Source organism: Bacillus sp. SLBN-46 (assembly GCF_031453555.1).
Taxonomy (GTDB): Bacteria; Bacillota; Bacilli; order Bacillales; family Cytobacillaceae; genus Neobacillus.
Genome location: NZ_JAVIZM010000001.1, coordinates 4,038,891 through 4,056,267, shown reverse-complemented (window position 1 = coordinate 4,056,267; position 17,377 = coordinate 4,038,891). Strand labels below are relative to the sequence as shown.

The window sequence follows — 17,377 nt, the reverse complement described above, 5'->3', positions numbered from 1 at the left end:
AAAATACAATATGGAGGTTATTTTATGAGTAAAGTAGAAATCTTTGATCCAGCATTGTGCTGCCCCACAGGTGTGTGTGGGCCTAGCGTAGATCCTGAGTTAACAAGAGTAGCAACATCTATCTTTGTATTGGAGAAAAAAGGATTTGATATTAGACGCTATAACCTTGGAACGGAACCTGCCAAATTTGTTGAAAATAAAGAAGTAAATAAAGTCCTTCATGAAAAAGGACCTGACTCGCTGCCTGTGACTATCGTTGATGGAAGGATTGCTAAGATTGGCATGTATCCGACCAACCAAGAATTTTCTGAATGGTTCGGCCTTAAAGCGGAGGAGCTTACCGAAAAACCAAAAGTCCGTCTGAAAATTGATTTAAAATCCACCAAATAAGAAAGCAGTGAAAACCATGTTTCAATCTTTCAATCCGACAATGATCGTAAACACCAAGTTTATATTTTTTACAGGTAAAGGTGGTGTAGGAAAGACATCAACTGCTTGTGCAACCGCTGTGACATTAGCGGACGAAGGAAAAAAGGTTTTGCTAGTAAGTACGGATCCAGCTTCAAACTTACAAGATGTATTAGAAGTTGGTCTAACAAATACTCCGAAATCAATCCCAAACGTTCCTAATTTGTTTGCTTGTAACCTAGACCCTGAAGAGGCGGCAAGAGCTTACCGTGAAAAAACGATTGGACCCTATCGAGGCAAACTTCCTGATTCAGTAGTGGCAACGATGGAGGAACAATTATCGGGAGCGTGTACAGTAGAAATTGCGGCATTTGATGAATTTACTAATTTGCTCGCTGATCCTACAATCGTTGATGCCTATGAGCATATCATCTTTGATACAGCACCAACGGGTCATACACTTCGTCTTCTCCAGCTCCCAACTGCATGGAGTGGCTTTTTAGAAGAAAACACACATGGTGCTTCCTGTTTAGGTCCGTTAGCTGGACTAGCAGATAAGAAGCAAATGTATTCACTGACAATGAGTGCCCTTGCTGACGCGACAAAGACAACCCTTATTCTAGTTGCGAGACCGGATGAATCATCATTACTTGAAGCCAATCGTGCTTCCAATGAATTAAAGGAAATTGGGATTACAAACCAAGCGCTTATCATAAATGGCTTACTCAACTCTTATCTACCCGATGATATAATTTCGGCTTCTTTTTATGAACGTCAACGAAAGGTGATTAAACAAATGCCAAAGGATCTAAAACAAGTTGTCACCTATTCTTTGCCATTTGTTTCTTATTCATTAACGGGTGTTAAAAACCTTCGTTATTTATTTAAGCAATATACTCTGCCCGCTACACAATCAGAAGGTTTGAGCCAGCCAATAGTATTACCTAGCTTAAATAAACTGATTGACGATTTTTCGGAGAATAATACTAGAGTGATTTTTACAATGGGTAAAGGTGGTGTTGGTAAGACCACCTTGGCATCTGCCATTGCAGTTGGATTAGTAGAAAAAGGACACAAAGTGCATTTAACCACAACTGACCCAGCAGCCCATTTAGAGTTTGTTTTTCAGAATAGCAAATTGAATGATCAATTAACGATTAGCCGAATCAATCCAACAGCAGAAGTTGAGGCTTACAAAAAGGAAGTTTTATCGAATGTAAGCAATGAACTTGATGAAGAAGCAATTGCGTACATTGAAGAGGATTTAAACTCACCTTGTACGGAAGAAATAGCAGTGTTTCGTGCGTTTGCAGAGGTTGTGGCAAGAGCAAAGGAGGAAATCGTGGTCATTGATACCGCACCAACAGGACACACTTTACTCCTTTTAGACGCAGCACAGTCTTATCATAAAGAATTAGCTCGTTCTACAGGGGAAATTCCTGAAAGTGTGAAAACGTTATTGCCACGTTTGAGAAACCCTGAAGAAACAAGTGTAGTCATTGTCACACTGGCTGAAGCAACGCCTGTTCTAGAGGCTAGTCGATTACAGGATGATTTAAAGCGTGCAGACATCGTACCAAAATGGTGGGTAATTAACCAAAGTCTATACGCTACTGAAACCAATGACCCAGTTTTAAAAAGCAGAGCACAAGCGGAAGAGGGATGGATACAAAAGGTGACCACGGAATTGGCTGAAAAATGTGCGATTGTTTCACTAATGAGTGAAGAGAATAAAGGATATGAACAGCTAAAAAAGTTTATTTAAAATAAAAAATATAGAAAATACTAAAATAGCTTTTTTTGTTTTCTAAATAAGAAAAAACTAGTAAGATAAGAAAGTGAATTTTTTGAAAGGTGAGGAAATATATGATTATCACAGATCAAGCACGTGATGTTTTAAAGCAATTGTTCCAAGAACACGAGGCTAAAAACATTCGTGTCTATTTTGCAGGCTTTGGCTGAGGAGGTCCACAAGTGGGACTGGCTCTGGATGAGCCGGAAAAAAATGATATGGTAGTAACTATAAATGAAATTACAGTGGCAATAGAAGCCGAGATTGAGCCATATACAAATGACCTAACACTTGATTTCAATCAAGAAGTCAATGGACTTGTCCTTCTAGGAAATGAAAGTGATTGCTGTTAGGTGAGAATAAAAAGGGGATTTAGTCTAAAGACTAAATCCCCTTTTTGGTCCAATTACTACTATATTAAGTAAAAGATAAAACCAGAAATAGTGGACATGACAACCACTGATAAGACGAATGTAAAAACTAGCTGTTTTTTGAAGATTGATTTTAAAAGAATCACTTCTGGTAAACTAGCACCTGCGGAACTGATAATCATGGCCATCACTGGTCCTAATGCCATTCCTTTAGCAATAAGCATTTGTGAAATCGGAATCATACTGGAAAGACGGATATATAAAGGAATCCCTATAATGGCTGCGATAGGTATTAGCCACCAATGGTCTCGGCCAAACATACTTGAAATCCATTCTGTTGGAACTAACCCGTGGATCACGGCTCCAATTGCGGCACCGATTAATAAATAGGGGTAAACACTTTTCATTAAATGAAGGGTTTCCATTAAAGCCAATTTAATATTAAATTTTTGATGCTGTTCTTGATAACCGGTCATTACAACATTTTTCACTGACTTTTCAAATCCTAATTTCTCAAGAGTAAAGCCGATGATGATTGAAAAGACTGTGGTTAAAAGTGTATAGATAGCAGTCACTTTCCATCCAAGAGCCACACCCATTATAGTTAAAATCGTAGGGTCAAGGACAGGGGAGGCAAATAGAAAAATCATTACTATCCCAAATGGCATTTTCTTTTTTAACATATTTACAACGACTGGAATGGTGGAACAGGAACAAAAGGGTGTTATAAACGCAAAGACAATGGCAGCAAAGGCGGCGATCAGTTTGTTTTTTCCAGCTAACTTCTTTTCAATCTTCTCGTAAGGGATATATCCCTGAAGCAGACTAATGAAAAATGATATAACAATAAATAGAACCGTTAACTCAAGTGCAATAGATAGAAAACTTTTAAGCGTGTCTAACCACATGTTCAATTCCCCCTTAGCATTCTCTGCAAACACAATAATTTGCAGAGGTTTGTTCTATTTTGTTCTTTTTGGTAAATAATTTCCTAGCAATCTTTTGAAAAAAGGATTCATGTTTAATGCCAACAAACTTCCAAGCTTCCATTGATTTTTTCTCAATTTCTATTTGTTTTTCGTTAACTAATACTCCGTAGTTGTAATGATACATAATTAATTCCTCCCAATATATATTATTAATCAAATAAATTTGATGTTTTGTTCGAACAAAATCTATTGTTTAAGCACATGTACACGGGCAACATTGGTTTACTGATGGTTTTACTGGAAAGGTTCTTTCTTTAGTATTATTCTCCTTGCCCATTTCAACATAATTCTTCCATGCATCTTTTGCATTTCTTTCTGTTTCCTCTTGGCGTAATTTCATCATTTGAAATTCTGTATACTCATTAAACATATGAGTTCCTCCTATTAATCAAATTATATTGATATATTAATCAAAAAAAATTGATGAATAATTTAAAAAAATTTAACAGCAGGTCGGTTTGAAAAGGCAACAAAGCTCGGGGGACAACAAATGATTAAGTTCTTCTTGATTCAATTCGTAATAACTCCAGGTTCCCCGTGTCTCTTTTTTTATAATATTTGCATCTAATAAGATTTTTAAATGATAAGACAATTTTGATTGAGCCATGTCAATCAATGGAGCAAGATCGCACACGCACATCGCGCCTTTTTGAGTTAGAATATTCATGATTTGTAGTCTCTTTTTATCAGCAATCGCTTTGAATTTTAACTCGTATTCTTCAAATACTCTTTCCAATGATATGTCTTGTAATTGAATTTCTTCTGCCATTTTTTTCTCACCTACTCCTTAAATCAAATATTCTTGATGTCATTATATTATATCCAATATTTTCTTGTGTCAACAAATTTATCAAAAAAAATTGATTAAAGGGTTGTAATTGGAAATAATAGCTAATATACTGAGAGTATAAATCAAAAAAAATTGATTTAATTAACATTAAAATTAAGGAGATGGGTAAAATGAATTTTATTAAAAAGTTAATAGGTATGGGATCTTCAAAGCCTTCAGATTGCTGTGATGTTGAAATTAAAGAAGTTGAAAACACTCAAGAGGAATCTTGTTGTGGAACAACCAATGAACAACAATCTTCTTGCTGTTAAAAAATTATGGGTTTGGAGGGCTACTGATGAAAATGCATGTTGGAATAAACGTAACGAATTTAAATAGTTCGATTGAATTTTATACTAAAGTGTTTAATGCTAAACCGGTTAAAGTAAAGCCAGACTATGCTAAGTTTTTACTGGAAGACCCGGGTCTCAATTTCACACTAAATCTAAAAAAAGAAGTCTCTGGAAATCAAGTTGGACATTTTGGTTTTCAAGTAGAGAATCAGGAAGAAGTCTTGAAACATAAAGAACGGTTAGAAGGATTAGGCTTTTTTGCAAGGGAAGAGATGGATGTTACCTGTTGTTATGCAACCCAAGATAAATTCTGGGTATCAGATCCTGACGGAAACGAATGGGAGTTCTTTTATACCAAAGGTGATGTTGAATCAATGGTTTCTGAGTCCTCTTGTTGTGCACCTCAACCTACCATAGTAGAAATAAAAAAGTCTTCATCATGTTGTTAACTTTCTATCTTATAAAAATCTTTTATCCTAACAATATTGTTAGGATTTTTTGTTTTTATTAGTTGTCCTGCAATCCTATAATTACATTATATGCCTGTTTTTTATTGTAGAGGAGATGAAACATTTATGAAGGTGAGCTTTTTTGCAACATGCCTTGTAGATATGTTCCAAAGCAATGTAGGGAAAGCGACGGTTGAACTGCTTGAAAGACTTGGTTGTGAGATTGATTTCCCAGAAGCACAAGTATGCTGCGGTCAGCCTGCATATAACAGCGGTTGTACAAAAGAATCGTAAGAAGCGATGAAGCACATGATTGACACGTTTCAGGATACTGAATATGTGGTGTCTCCATCCGGTTCGTGTGCCTTTATGTTTCACGAATACCCCCATATTTTTAAAGGCGATTCTGTTTGGGAGCCTAAAGCGAAAAAACTAGCAGAAAAAACGTTTGAACTTACCCAGTTTATCGTCGATGTTTTAAAGGTGGAAGATGTCGGGGCTACTTTTGAAGGGACTGTTACTTACCACACATCCTGTCACATGACTAGATTACTGGGCGTAAAGAATGCTCCTATGACACTTTTAAAAAATGTAAAAGGGTTAAGATTTACCGAATTGCCAGGTAAAGAACAGTGCTGCGGATTCGGTGGTACTTTTTCCGTAAAAATGGCGCAAATTTCAGAGCAAATGGTCGATGAAAAGGTCTTTCATGTAGAGGAAACCGGGGCCTGAATACTTAGTTGGCGCGGATGCAGGTTGTTTGATGAATATTGGGGGGCGAATAGAGAGGAAAGGGAAACATATTAAAATTCTCCATATCGCTGAGGTATTAGTGTTGAAAGATGCAACATCGGATGAGTTTACTAGATGTATTAAGAGAACAATGTAAAAGAATTCATACTAGTTTTTACACTACCAATCGGATGGATTTACCAAAGACACTTAATGAAGTAGTCACAACTTTTGGCGGAGGTCCAATTGTTTCTTGGAAGGATGAACGGTTTTCGAACTGGGGACTTGACTCTCTATTTAAGCATGATTGGTCTAATCAAGGTATCAAAGTTTCTGAATGGGATTATTCAATAGGAGAAGAAAATATCGCAATCGCAGAAAAGGCGAATGTAGGGTTTACGATTAGTGAAATAACTTTGGCTGAATCAGGTACAGTTGTCCTTTTTATTGATGAGAATAAAGGTAGAACGGTTAGTTTTCTACCGGCTACGTATATTGCCATTGTCCCAAAAAGTACGTTAGTACCAAGAATGACACAAGCTGCACAAAAAATGCGGGAGATCTATCAAAATACGGGGCATGTTGCAAGCTGCATTAACTTCATCACCGGCCCAAGTAATTCAGCCGATATTGAGTTAAATCTTGTCGTAGGAGTCCATGGTCCAGTGAAAGCTGCCTATATTGTTGTAGATGATTTGTAAAATAAAGGCCTACATTTTTTGTAAAGGGGTCAGTTTTGAGGTGCTTTTCTTAAAATACTTGCCGAAAAGAAAGTCGTATTGGCATCGTTATTGGTTATAATACGGTTCACCGTAATGCATCAAAATGAGGTTCTCATGGATTTTTGATATATTTTCATTCACTCCCTTTTAATGTCTTGTCCTTAATCGATTAACAAGCAAGTAGCAAGTAGAATAAGCGGAGATTTTCCGGTTAAATGAAGAATGGAGCTTTTTTGGGGGGGAATAAGGGGAGAATTTCCGCTTATCCAAAGAAAAATCTCCTGTTTTTTAATTTTTCGAGTCAATAGGCGGAATTTCTCCGTCTATTCAAGCCTTTTTTAATAAAAATTACTAAATAAGCGGAATTTTTCCGCTTATTTATCAGTTCGGTTGCTTTACCTGATTCCCCAACCAATAAGTTCAGACCCACCCACTTTATTCTAGATGAGGAAATCAGCTATCGACCAGCATATAAAGATTAATAACTACAATAAAACAAATCAATTATCTTTCCAATCAAAATTCTCGATAAAATGAACGAAAGCTTTTACCACATTCCATTCCAGCGATTCCTTATGATAATACATCCAAGTTCTGCGCAAAATGGGCTTTCCTTCTTGATCTTTTATGTGAATTTTGTATAAGTCCTCTATCCCAGTTAGTACCCTGCTGGACAATATTCCATAACCTAAACCGTTTTTAACCATTTCCTTACATGGATCTACTTGGTCCACTTCTATACTGATAAAAGGGGCTTGCGCGAAATTTTCTGCCCACCAATGGTCAATGACAGATCTTAATAAGTAATCTCCTTTATATTCGATTCTAGGAAGACGAGGGAGGTCCTTCATTTCAAACTCACTTTTTGAAGCAATGCAGATGGTTTCCTCAAATAATTGATGTTTCGATAAACCCCGCCAGCCATAATCTCCACGGACAAAGCTGATATGTACATCCTTATTATGTATTAGTTGTGTTACGTCTCTGCTCCATCCCGTTGTTACTTTAAATTCCACATGAGGATATTGCTTTTTAAATAGTTTCAAAACATATGGAAGTTCATAATTCGCGAAAAAATTAGATACCCCCAATTTCAACGTACCTACTACTTCGTCACTTTCATTATTACTCATATTTTGGACATTTTCTTTTATCTTTTCATAATGGGCAAGGGCTTCTTCAGCACAATGGACAAGATATTCTCCTTGTGGGGTAAAATGCACTCCCCTGCTTTCACGCGTTACGATTTTAACACCTAATTCTTCCTGCATATGCTTTAAGCGAGTCGTTAATGCTGGCTGAGTAAGAAATAAGAGGCGAGCTGTTTTTGTAAGATTCTTTTGTTGATATAGTACCTTTAGTATTTCCCAGTCACGGTAATCCATTGTTCCACCTAATCTGATATAAATATTTTTTATAGATTAATATAATAAATTAGCATTTTATTTATTTCAATTATTACATTATCCTTAACCATAAGCAATTAATTATAAGTTCACTAAATAATCCGAAACGAGACATATAAAGTAATACAACAATGGGGGAATTGTGAATGGAAGTACAGAATAACCAAAAAAATCCGTGGAGAAAATTCAATGGCCCAAACCTTGGCTATGTAATCGAACAATATGAACGATATACGAACGGAGAAGACTCCATTGATCCAAAATTAAAAGAACTATTTATTAAATGGGGTTCACCTTTGTCTTATGATTTAAGAGACAATGAAAAGACCCTAAATAAAGAATCTATCGAATCTAATCAATCCGTAAATATACAAAAAGTACTAAAAGTGGTAAAACTACTTGATGAAATACGTTTCAATGGTCATTTAGCAGCGAACATGAACCCATTAGAGGAAAATCTACAACATCAAGAATTGTTTACTCCTGAAAAATATGGTGTAAGTGAACAGGATTTGAAAGCGATACCAGTTAAACTTGTTTGGGAAGAGTCACCGGAAGGCATTCAAACCGCATGGGAAGCTATGAACCATTTAAAAGATGTTTATACCTCCACACTAGCCTATGAATTTAACCATGTGCAACAAATGGATGAACGAGCATGGCTCACTCAAATGGTGGAGACCGGCTCTTTGCATCGATCCTTATCTAAAGAAGAACAAACGAACTTGTTACAGTCTTTGACTGAGGTTGAAGGTTTCGAACAATTTTTGCATAAAACATTTGTCGGTCAGAAGAGATTTTCCATTGAAGGCGTTGACATGCTTGTACCTATGCTGAATGAAGCGGTACACGAAGGGGTCGGAGATGGAGCACGTAATGTTGTGATTGGAATGGCGCATCGTGGCCGTTTAAGTGTCCTTGCACATGTATTGAACAAACCATACAGCAAGATGTTCTCAGAATTTCAACATTCATCTGCTAAACAACAGGGTCCGTCAGAAGATTTAGTTGACATTAGTGAGGGCTGGACTGGTGATGTGAAATACCATTTAGGACGCGATCGATTCATGGAAGGCTCCAGTAAGATGCGCACACGAATTACCTTAGCCAATAATCCGAGTCATCTGGAATTTGTCGATCCGGTCGTCGAAGGTTTTGCAAGAGCCGCCCAAGAAGAACGAAAGAATGCCGGTTACCCTAAGCAGGAGGTTAATAGGGCGTTTGCGATTTTAGTTCATGGCGATGCAGCCTTTCCAGGTCAGGGAATTGTAGCAGAGACCTTAAATTTAAGTGGGTTAAAAGGATATCGAACAGGTGGAACCATTCATATCATTGCCAACAACATGGTCGGCTTTACGACCGATAGCCACGATTCTCGTTCGACGAGATATTCAAGCGACTTGGCAAAAGGATTTGAGATTCCGATTGTCCATGTAAATGCAGATGATCCAGAAGCCTGTCTAGCGGCAGTTCGTCTTGCCTATCAATATCGTAATAGGTTCCAAAAAGACTTCATGATTGATTTAGTTGGATACCGTCGATTTGGCCACAATGAAATGGATGATCCAGCGGTCACCCAGCCACAGGTTTACAGAAAAATTATGAAGCATCCAACTGTAAGAGCGTTGTATTCTAATCAATTACAAAATAAAGGCATAATCAATCAAGAAGAAGTTGAACAAATCAATCGAAGCGTGCAAGAAAAATTGCAGGCTGAGTATGAGAAAGTTGAAGAGAAGAAGCAGAGTGAACCCTTTGCAGAAATCGAGGTTCCGAGAGTAATTTCCAAAGGAATTCCACCGCTTGAAACAAGCGTGCCACTTGATACGCTTCGTAAATTAAATAAGGATTTACTCAAATGGCCGGATGGTTTTCAGGTTTATCCAAAATTAAAGCGAATCCTTGAGCGACGTGATAATGCACTAGAAGAGAACGGAAAGGTAGAATGGGCAGTAGCGGAAGTGCTGGCATTTGCTTCGATGTTAAAAGACGGTACGCCAATTCGTCTCACTGGCCAAGATTCTGAGCGCGGAACCTTTGCCCAACGTCACATTGTGCTCCACGATTCTGAAACAAATGAAACCTATTCACCACTGCATCATCTTCCCGAAGCTCGAGCATCGTTTGCGGTTCATAATAGCCCGCTTTCGGAAGCGGCTGTTGTAGGTTTTGAATATGGTTACAATGTATTTGCTCCTGAAACCCTTGTCATGTGGGAAGCACAATATGGCGACTTTGCCAACACAGCACAGCCGCTTTATGATCAATTTGTTTCATCTGCAAGAGCAAAATGGGGGCAAAAATCAGGAATGATTCTCTTGTTGCCTCACGGCTATGAAGGGCAAGGTCCTGAGCATTCCAGTGCCCGTCCTGAACGTTTTTTGCAGTTAGCAGCTGAAAATAATTGGACGGTTGCCAATCTGACAAGTGCGGCGCAATATTTTCATATTTTACGTCGTCAAGCATCCATCTTAGGAACAGAGTTTGTTCGTCCATTGGTGATTATGACGCCAAAGAGTCTTCTGCGTCATCCGTTAGTCGCTTCTTCTGGGACTGACCTATGCGAAGGCCATTTCCAAACAGTAGTGGAACAGCCGAAGCTTGGAAAAGAGATTGACAAGGTAAAGCGTTTAGTGTTAACAACCGGTAAGATGGCGATTGATTTGGCTGTAGAAATCGACTCAAGGAAAGAAAATCAAAGCTTAGGAGAAATACACATCGTTCGAATCGAACAATTGTATCCATTTCCAATAGAAAAAGTAGAAGCGATCATTAAGCGTTACCCGAACCTGAAGGAAATCGTGTGGGTACAGGAAGAACCGAAAAATATGGGCGTGTGGCATTATATCGCCCCAACTCTTTTTGAACTTGCTTCTTCTGACAGCCTGATATTTGGTTACATCGGTCGTCAGGAACGTTCAAGTACAGCTGGTGGCGATTCAACCGTTCATAAGCAGGAACAAGAACGTATTATTCAACAGGCTTTGAATTACAGAAGTCTAGTAGATATTAAAGAATCAAACAAGCGATTTAACTTTTAATAATCCATCAACAAACCGCAAAATACTAGAGTTGAGTAGACTAACATAATCGAAGATTTAACATCATTTCTAGGAGGATACACACATGATTGAAATCAAAGTACCAGAACTGGCAGAATCCATTACAGAAGGAACAATAGCACAATGGCTCATTAATATTGGTGATAAAGTAACTAAAGGTGATAGTGTTGTTGAGCTAGAAACTGACAAAGTTAATATTGAATTAAATGCCGAATACTCAGGTGTAGTAACAAAGGTTTTAAAAGAACCTGGCGATATTGTTGAAGTAGGCGATGTAATTGCTATTATCGAAGAAAATACTAGTGCAGGAGCAACGCCATCTGCTCCAACTTCTACACCGGAAAAAACGGCAGAAGTAGAAACTTTAAATCAACAGAGTGTACAACCTGAGCCTGAACTTTCAAAAGCCGCAAGTCCAATCGCTTCACCAGCGGCAAGAAAATTGGCAAGAGAAATGGGCATCGATTTATCCCAAGTAAGCAGCCGGGATCCACTTGGCAGAATTAGACCTGAAGATGTAAAAGCACATACACCGACACCTCCTGTGGTAAAAGAAGAACCAAAAATGGAAAAATCAAGCCAAAAACCGGTGTTACAACAAATAGATGAAGAATTTGACAAACCAGTGGAACGTGTGAAAATGTCCCGCCGTCGTCAAACTATCGCTAAACGCTTAGTAGAAGTTCAACACACAGCAGCAATGTTGACCACATTTAACGAAGTCGATATGTCGGCTATTATGGACCTACGCAGTCAACGAAAAGATGCCTTTTATGAAAAACATGGTGTTCGTCTTGGGTTCATGTCGTTCTTTACTAAAGCCGTAGTTTCAGCTTTAAAGCAATTTCCTCTGTTAAATGCCGAAATTCAAGGTGATGAATTGATTCTCAAGAAGTTTTATGACATCGGAATTGCTGTTGCAGCACCTGAAGGCTTGGTCGTACCTGTTGTACGCGGTGCAAACCAGAAGAATTTTGCGGAAATCGAACAAGATATCAGCAATCTTGGTAAAAAAGCTCGTGATAATGCCCTTACTCTTAATGATTTGCAAGGAGGAACATTTACAATTACTAACGGCGGGGTTTTTGGTTCGTTGATGTCAACACCTATCTTGAATAGTCCTCAAGTGGGGATTCTTGGTATGCATAAAATACAGACAAGACCAATAGCGATTGATCGTGAACGAATGGAAAACCATCCAATGATGTATATTGCACTTTCATATGATCATCGAATTGTGGACGGAAAAGAGGCAGTTAGCTTCCTGGCGACTGTAAAAGAATTGTTAGAAGATCCACACTCATTATTATTAGAAGGATAAGAGCTTCATAGAATTTCAATAAACTTCATCTACAAACAGACCCTTTAGGTCTGTTTGTTTTTTTCGCTTTCTTTTTTATTTATTGATGCTCACTTTTGGAATTATAAGATAGTTAGAGTATAATGAATGATTAGGAAAAGGAGGGCTTTTACGTGAAATACATAAACATTGCCAATACCGATATAAAATCTTCCAATATCATAATGGGAAATATGCGCTTACCTCAGCTGTCTTTGTCTGAGGCTGAAAACTTAATTCGTACTGCAATGGACGAAGGGATTAATTTCTTCGATCATGCAGACATCTATGGTAAAGGAAAAAGTGAGGAGATCTTTTCAGAAGCGATTCAAATGAATCCAAGCATACGTGAAAAGATGATTATCCAAAGTAAATGCGGGATTCGTTCTGGTTTTTTTGATTTCTCAAAAGAGTATATTATTTCGTCTGTTGACGGGATTTTAAAAAGGTTAAACACCGAATACCTCGATATTTTACTACTTCATCGTCCAGATCCATTAATGGATCCTGCTGAGGTTGCTGAGGCCTTTGAAGAACTCCATACGAACGGAAAAGTAAAGTACTTTGGTGTATCGAACCATAATCCAGCCCAAATAGAACTGTTGCAGAAATACATTCCATATAAATTGGTGGTAAACCAGCTACAATTTAGCATTGCGCACACCCCAATGATTGATTCTGGAATTTCATTGAATATGAATATTGATCAATCGATTAATCGGGACAGCAGTGTTTTAGAATATTGCCGTCTACATGACATTACGATGCAAGCATGGTCACCGTACCAGCATGGCTTCTTTGAAGGCTCCTTTTTAGGTGATGTTGAAAAGTACCCTGAGTTAAACCAGGTAATTGATACGATTGCTGAAAAATATGGTGTGACAAATACGGCTATCGCAACAGCATGGATCACACGTCACCCAGCAAATATTCAAGTCGTGCTTGGAACAACAAAAGTAGAGCGGATAAAGGATGCATGTAAAGGATCCGATATCCGATTAACACGAGAAGAATGGTATTCCATCTACAAGGCAGCAGGGAATATCGTACCTTAATAAAAAAATAAAACGTAGGGCGAAGAAATCTTCGTCCTATTTTTTGTGCCCTCAATTTGTTGAAAAAAAGTGAAACTTTTTAACTAGGTTGCCGTATACCTACTAGGAATATTTTACATAAGTGGAAATAGGGGGTTAGAAAATGGAATTACAAAATGAGGTTAATGTACAAAAAGAGAAACCAAGTTTATTTGGAATGTTTACAAATCCTGTGCAACAGTTTGAGAGAATAAGAGAAAATCCAAAAATATTGGTACCATTAGTGATTGTTAGTATTCTATATGCAATAGGAACCGTCTTTATGGCTTTTAGCATTGATGCTTCAACGTTAATTGATCAGGGGCTCCCAGAAGATCAGGTAGAAATAGTATTAACCATTACTAAAATTACAGTAGCAATAACAGATCATTTCGCCTATTTTGGGTGTGTTGATTAGCAGTGCCATCCAATTGGCGATAGCTAAGATTTCGAGTTCATCAGTAACCTTTAAACAGTTATTTTCCATGAATACTTTTATTATGGTCATCGGAGCTGTTGGTCTTATTTTAAATATGGCAATTAGGTATGCGATAGGTGGGGACGTTGAAATATATGTTACTAGTTTAGCAGGATTATTTAATCAAGATAAGGCCGGGTTCCTAGGCTCAATCGAAGTATTCGGTATTTGGACATTAATTTTAACGGCTTTGGGACTTCACAAAACAGGTCAATTCTCAAAGGGGCTTGCTTGGACCATTGCAATTATTTTCTTCTTAATCGGGATTGGTTTTGGTTTAATCGGAACCTTGTTACAAGGCGCGCCAAAACTTTAAACTACAAAACTTGAAATATTGAAGGGAGAACAGGAGAAGGGAAGTTCCCCTCTTGAAGAGCGGGACTCTTCTTTTGTCCGCATAAAATGAAAAAGAAAATATGGATTACCATAGGTGTTGTCAGCTTAATCATTTTAATGATTGGAGTAAGCGTCTACCGTCAGGTTTTTGCAAAAGGACCTTCTGTAAAAACCGCACAAATGACACAAGAGGAAATATCCTCTTTATTAATGATTCCCGGCACAGTTAAATTGCAAGAGGAACAAGTGGTTTATACTTCACCAGAAAAAGGCGAATTGAAGGATTTACTCGTTAAAGAAGGGCAGACGGTTAAAAAAGGTACAGTGTTGGCCACATTTCAAAATCCTCAACTCGACCTGGAAAGGGAGCAAAATAAATTAGCCATTGAATCAGCTAATCTAAAAATTACCCAACTAGATAAAAAAATAAAACAGCTTAAGGAAAAAGAAACAACATTAGCTGAACAGGTTGGAAAAGAGGAAGCTAAAAAACAGCTTGCCCCTGAACGTGAGCAGCTTGAAATGGAAAAAAAATTAGCCAATATTGATCTTAAGCAAGCCTCCCTTCAAAAAGATTTGCTTAGTAAACGTCAAAGTGAATTAGAAATTAAGAGTACGATAGATGGAATGGTTTTATTAGCGAAAGACCCAAACGCATCTACAAGGGAAGCATCGAATCTTGAGCCCCTTATACATATCGGAAACCTTGAAGGATTAACTGCTGCTGGACTCTTATCTGAATACGATTCTATAAAGGTAAGCAGTGGACAAAAAGTTACTTTGCGTTCGGACGCAGTACCAGAACAAGAATGGCAGGGAGAAGTCACTACGATTAGTGTCCTTCCACAGCAAAATCAAGCTGGTCTTCAAAACGGCAGTCAGGCAGTGCAATATCCTGTAACGGTTAACATCTCGGGTGATACAAAAGCATTAAAACCAGGGTTCCAGGTCATTATGGAAATTGAAACAGACAAAAAGATGGCCATGGTTCTTCCAGTAGCTTCCTTACATGATGATGGAGATCAGCCATATGTGTATGTTGTCAAGGATGGAAAGGCGCGTAAACAAAAGGTGAAAACAGGTATCACGTCAGGAGATAAGATTGAAATCCTTGAAGGTGTTTCAAAGGATGACAAAGTCATCATAAATGGACCTGAACAACTTAAGGATGGGCTGGAAGTGAAGGTCAAATGATTCGCTTAGAAAATATCACACGATCGTTTATGCTAGGGAAAGAGAATGTACATGTATTAAACGGAATCAGTCTGACGATTGAGTCAGGTGAATTTGTTGCGATTATGGGTCCATCCGGTTCGGGAAAATCCACATTAATGAATATTATTGGCTGTTTGGATAAGCCCACAGAGGGTGAGTACTTTCTTGCTGGTGAAAATGTATCACACTATAACGATAAGGAGTTAGCTAGAGTAAGAAATCAGTCCATCGGCTTCGTTTTTCAACAGTTCCATCTCCTGCCTCGATTGTCCGCTTTAAAAAATGTCGAACTCCCGATGATCTATGCCGGAATTTCAAAAAAAGAACGGCAAGCTCGCGCGGAAGAGGCATTGATTAAAGTAGGCCTGTCAGACCGTATGAACCACCTTCCAAATGCACTATCTGGGGGACAAAAGCAACGCGTGGCGATTGCGAGAGCGATTGTTAACCAGCCAAAGCTAATTTTAGCAGATGAACCGACAGGGGCACTTGATTCAAAAACAAGCATTGACATCATGGATCAGTTTAGTAAGCTAAATGAGGAAGGCGTAACGGTAGTTGTGGTCACACATGAATCTGAAGTTGCTCAATATGCAAACAGGACTATCATGGTAAGGGATGGACTAATCCAATCCCCTACACTAATTGATAGGGGGATGTTGCAATGAGTTTTATGGAAAATCTAATCATGGCATTGAGCTCTCTTAAGGCCCATAAGATGCGAAGTATTCTTACTATGCTAGGAATTATTATCGGTGTAGCAGCTGTCATCATTGTAGTAGCGATTGGGCAGGGTGGGGAAGCCATGCTGAAAACACAGATTACTGGCTCAGGAAATACAATCGAAATGTTCTATCAACCGTCTGATGAAGAAATGAGGGCAAACCCTAATGTGTTCCTTCAAGCTCCATTTAAACAAGAAGATATTCGTGCGCTGGAACAAATCCCAGAGATTAAGAGAGTGGTAGCATCAAGCACAAAATTGTCGCTAGCAAGATTTCAAAAGGATACGGCCGATGTTTCTACAACTGGGATCAATCAGTCCTTTTTAAAGTTAAATAAACTAAAAGTAACAAAGGGGCGAAACTTCTCTGCTTCTGATTTTCTCGGTGGAAGGAGAGCCGGAGTGATTAGCTCCAAAATGCAGGAGGAACTCTTTAAAGGGGACAATCCTGTTGGCAAAATCATTATGGTCGCCAATCAGCCAATTGAAATCATCGGTGTACTAGAAAAGCCTACTGGACTTCTTTCTTTTGGGTCAATGGAGGTTTACCTTCCCTTCCAAACGTGGAGAAATATGTATGGCAGCAGTGATTATACCCAAGTAACACTCCAGGCGGCATCTGCTGAACAGCTGCAGATTGCTGGTAAAAAGGCTTCAAGACTGTTAAATAAGATGCATAATACAGAAAAATCCTATCAGGTCATTAACATGGAAGAAATCGCTCAAGGAATTGGGCAAGTGACGAAAATTATGACCTTAATCATCGGAAGTATTGCCGGGATTTCACTATTTGTTGGTGGTATCGGAGTTATGAATATTATGCTCGTATCCGTAACGGAAAGAACAAGAGAGATTGGTATTCGTATGGCTCTAGGTGCGACTCGAGGTCAGGTGTTAACACAGTTTTTAATTGAATCCATGACATTAACCTTTATTGGGGGGATTCTTGGAATCGTTCTTGGTTGGGGAACTGCCACAATTGTAAGCTTCATTGCAGGATGGCCATCCTTAGTTTCCTGGCAGGTAGTATTAGGTGGAGTGCTGTTTTCGATGGTAATAGGTATCATTTTTGGACTGCTTCCAGCAAACAAGGCCTCGAAGCTTGATCCGATTGAATCATTAAGATATGAATAATGTTATCCTCATCAAAGAAAGTCTG

The 17,377-nt window shown here is 38.4% G+C and carries 18 protein-coding genes and 2 pseudogenes; 15 read left to right on the top strand and 5 right to left on the bottom strand.

All coding sequences use genetic code 11. The annotated features are described in order from the left end of the window. The first annotated feature begins 24 nt into the window (after window positions 1–24). From arsD to QFZ87_RS20645, 3 genes are all read left to right on the top strand, one after another. On the top strand, window positions 25–390 hold the full coding sequence (arsD, locus tag QFZ87_RS20655; protein ID WP_309865708.1) for an arsenite efflux transporter metallochaperone ArsD: 366 nt from the start codon (window positions 25–27) through the stop codon (window positions 388–390). A 16-nt stretch (window positions 391–406) separates the two neighbouring features. Continuing rightward, window positions 407–2,173: an arsenical pump-driving ATPase gene (gene arsA / locus QFZ87_RS20650; RefSeq protein WP_309865704.1), complete on the top strand. Its 1,767-nt coding sequence runs from the start codon at window positions 407–409 to the stop codon at window positions 2,171–2,173. A 209-nt stretch (window positions 2,174–2,382) separates the two neighbouring features. Next, the gene (locus tag QFZ87_RS20645; protein ID WP_309865701.1) at window positions 2,383–2,553 is read left to right on the top strand and encodes a hypothetical protein; all 171 of its coding nucleotides are present in this window, start codon (window positions 2,383–2,385) and stop codon (window positions 2,551–2,553) included. A 59-nt stretch (window positions 2,554–2,612) separates the two neighbouring features. Here the strand turns inward: QFZ87_RS20645 and QFZ87_RS20640 are convergent, their stop codons facing one another. The 4 genes from QFZ87_RS20640 to QFZ87_RS20625 form a co-directional block, all read right to left on the bottom strand. After that, the gene (locus QFZ87_RS20640) at window positions 2,613–3,479 is read right to left on the bottom strand and encodes a permease (protein ID WP_309865697.1); all 867 of its coding nucleotides are present in this window, start codon (window positions 3,477–3,479) and stop codon (window positions 2,613–2,615) included. 13 nt (window positions 3,480–3,492) lie between these two features. Continuing rightward, entirely contained in the window at window positions 3,493–3,684 is a 192-nt protein-coding gene (locus tag QFZ87_RS20635) for a hypothetical protein (protein WP_309865693.1), read from the bottom strand. A gap of 69 nt (window positions 3,685–3,753) precedes the next feature. After that, window positions 3,754–3,930 (bottom strand): hypothetical protein, encoded by a 177-nt coding sequence (locus QFZ87_RS20630; protein ID WP_309865688.1) that lies wholly within the window; start codon window positions 3,928–3,930, stop codon window positions 3,754–3,756. Window positions 3,931–4,002: 72 nt separating this feature from the next. Then, window positions 4,003–4,329: an ArsR/SmtB family transcription factor gene (locus QFZ87_RS20625; RefSeq protein WP_309865685.1), complete on the bottom strand. Its 327-nt coding sequence runs from the start codon at window positions 4,327–4,329 to the stop codon at window positions 4,003–4,005. Between the two features lie 191 nt (window positions 4,330–4,520). Here QFZ87_RS20625 and QFZ87_RS20620 point away from each other — a divergent pair, with 191 nt between their 5' ends. The 4 genes and pseudogenes from QFZ87_RS20620 to QFZ87_RS20605 all read left to right on the top strand — a co-directional run. Next, the gene (locus tag QFZ87_RS20620; RefSeq protein WP_309865682.1) at window positions 4,521–4,661 is read left to right on the top strand and encodes a hypothetical protein; all 141 of its coding nucleotides are present in this window, start codon (window positions 4,521–4,523) and stop codon (window positions 4,659–4,661) included. 23 nt (window positions 4,662–4,684) lie between these two features. Further along, window positions 4,685–5,131: an ArsI/CadI family heavy metal resistance metalloenzyme gene (locus QFZ87_RS20615; RefSeq protein ID WP_309868013.1), complete on the top strand. Its 447-nt coding sequence runs from the start codon at window positions 4,685–4,687 to the stop codon at window positions 5,129–5,131. 126 nt (window positions 5,132–5,257) lie between these two features. Then, a pseudogene (locus tag QFZ87_RS20610) lies at window positions 5,258–5,963 on the top strand ((Fe-S)-binding protein); the annotation flags it as partial. Next, a pseudogene (locus tag QFZ87_RS20605) lies at window positions 5,964–6,564 on the top strand (LutC/YkgG family protein); the annotation flags it as partial. A 521-nt stretch (window positions 6,565–7,085) separates the two neighbouring features. Here the strand turns inward: QFZ87_RS20605 and QFZ87_RS20600 are convergent. Continuing rightward, window positions 7,086–7,970, bottom strand: a complete 885-nt coding sequence (locus QFZ87_RS20600; RefSeq protein ID WP_309865679.1) for a LysR family transcriptional regulator — start codon at window positions 7,968–7,970, stop codon at window positions 7,086–7,088. A 167-nt stretch (window positions 7,971–8,137) separates the two neighbouring features. Between QFZ87_RS20600 and QFZ87_RS20595 the strand changes: the two genes are divergently transcribed. From QFZ87_RS20595 to QFZ87_RS20560, 8 genes are all read left to right on the top strand, one after another. Further along, complete coding sequence (locus QFZ87_RS20595; RefSeq protein ID WP_309865676.1) at window positions 8,138–11,032, top strand: 2-oxoglutarate dehydrogenase E1 component; 2,895 nt, start codon at window positions 8,138–8,140, stop codon at window positions 11,030–11,032. A gap of 85 nt (window positions 11,033–11,117) precedes the next feature. Then, entirely contained in the window at window positions 11,118–12,374 is a 1,257-nt protein-coding gene (odhB, locus tag QFZ87_RS20590) for a 2-oxoglutarate dehydrogenase complex dihydrolipoyllysine-residue succinyltransferase (protein WP_309865675.1), read from the top strand. 152 nt (window positions 12,375–12,526) lie between these two features. Further along, window positions 12,527–13,447 carry an aldo/keto reductase gene (locus QFZ87_RS20585; RefSeq protein ID WP_309865673.1) on the top strand — a complete coding sequence of 307 codons (921 nt, stop codon included), beginning with the start codon at window positions 12,527–12,529 and terminating at the stop codon, window positions 13,445–13,447. A 142-nt stretch (window positions 13,448–13,589) separates the two neighbouring features. Further along, entirely contained in the window at window positions 13,590–13,883 is a 294-nt protein-coding gene (locus QFZ87_RS20580; protein ID WP_309865671.1) for a hypothetical protein, read from the top strand. Then, window positions 13,873–14,259 carry a YknW family membrane protein gene (gene yknW / locus QFZ87_RS20575; RefSeq protein ID WP_309865668.1) on the top strand — a complete coding sequence of 129 codons (387 nt, stop codon included), beginning with the start codon at window positions 13,873–13,875 and terminating at the stop codon, window positions 14,257–14,259. Before QFZ87_RS20580 ends, yknW begins: the two co-directional genes overlap by 11 nt. 86 nt (window positions 14,260–14,345) lie before the next feature. After that, window positions 14,346–15,473, top strand: coding sequence for an efflux RND transporter periplasmic adaptor subunit (locus QFZ87_RS20570; protein ID WP_309865665.1), 1,128 nt, complete (start codon window positions 14,346–14,348; stop codon window positions 15,471–15,473). After that, window positions 15,470–16,162: an ABC transporter ATP-binding protein gene (locus tag QFZ87_RS20565; protein WP_309865663.1), complete on the top strand. Its 693-nt coding sequence runs from the start codon at window positions 15,470–15,472 to the stop codon at window positions 16,160–16,162. The genes QFZ87_RS20570 and QFZ87_RS20565 overlap by 4 nt, the downstream gene beginning before the upstream one ends. Beyond that, window positions 16,159–17,352: an ABC transporter permease gene (locus QFZ87_RS20560; protein WP_309865661.1), complete on the top strand. Its 1,194-nt coding sequence runs from the start codon at window positions 16,159–16,161 to the stop codon at window positions 17,350–17,352. The genes QFZ87_RS20565 and QFZ87_RS20560 overlap by 4 nt, the downstream gene beginning before the upstream one ends. Window positions 17,353–17,377: the final 25 nt, after the last annotated feature.

Bases quoted from the DNA above. Each gene is read 5' to 3' on its own strand.
- arsD (WP_309865708.1), top strand. From the start codon at position 25: ATGAGTAAAGTAGAAATCTTTGATCCAGCATTGTGCTGCCCCACAGGT.
- arsA (WP_309865704.1), top strand. From the start codon at position 407: ATGTTTCAATCTTTCAATCCGACAATGATCGTAAACACCAAGTTTATA.
- QFZ87_RS20640 (WP_309865697.1), bottom strand. From the start codon at position 3,479: ATGTGGTTAGACACGCTTAAAAGTTTTCTATCTATTGCACTTGAGTTA.
- QFZ87_RS20635 (WP_309865693.1), bottom strand. From the start codon at position 3,684: ATGTATCATTACAACTACGGAGTATTAGTTAACGAAAAACAAATAGAA.
- QFZ87_RS20630 (WP_309865688.1), bottom strand. From the start codon at position 3,930: ATGTTTAATGAGTATACAGAATTTCAAATGATGAAATTACGCCAAGAG.
- QFZ87_RS20625 (WP_309865685.1), bottom strand. From the start codon at position 4,329: ATGGCAGAAGAAATTCAATTACAAGACATATCATTGGAAAGAGTATTT.
- QFZ87_RS20620 (WP_309865682.1), top strand. From the start codon at position 4,521: ATGAATTTTATTAAAAAGTTAATAGGTATGGGATCTTCAAAGCCTTCA.
- QFZ87_RS20600 (WP_309865679.1), bottom strand. From the start codon at position 7,970: ATGGATTACCGTGACTGGGAAATACTAAAGGTACTATATCAACAAAAG.
- QFZ87_RS20595 (WP_309865676.1), top strand. From the start codon at position 8,138: ATGGAAGTACAGAATAACCAAAAAAATCCGTGGAGAAAATTCAATGGC.
- odhB (WP_309865675.1), top strand. From the start codon at position 11,118: ATGATTGAAATCAAAGTACCAGAACTGGCAGAATCCATTACAGAAGGA.
- QFZ87_RS20580 (WP_309865671.1), top strand. From the start codon at position 13,590: ATGGAATTACAAAATGAGGTTAATGTACAAAAAGAGAAACCAAGTTTA.
- QFZ87_RS20570 (WP_309865665.1), top strand. From the start codon at position 14,346: ATGAAAAAGAAAATATGGATTACCATAGGTGTTGTCAGCTTAATCATT.
- QFZ87_RS20565 (WP_309865663.1), top strand. From the start codon at position 15,470: ATGATTCGCTTAGAAAATATCACACGATCGTTTATGCTAGGGAAAGAG.
- QFZ87_RS20560 (WP_309865661.1), top strand. From the start codon at position 16,159: ATGAGTTTTATGGAAAATCTAATCATGGCATTGAGCTCTCTTAAGGCC.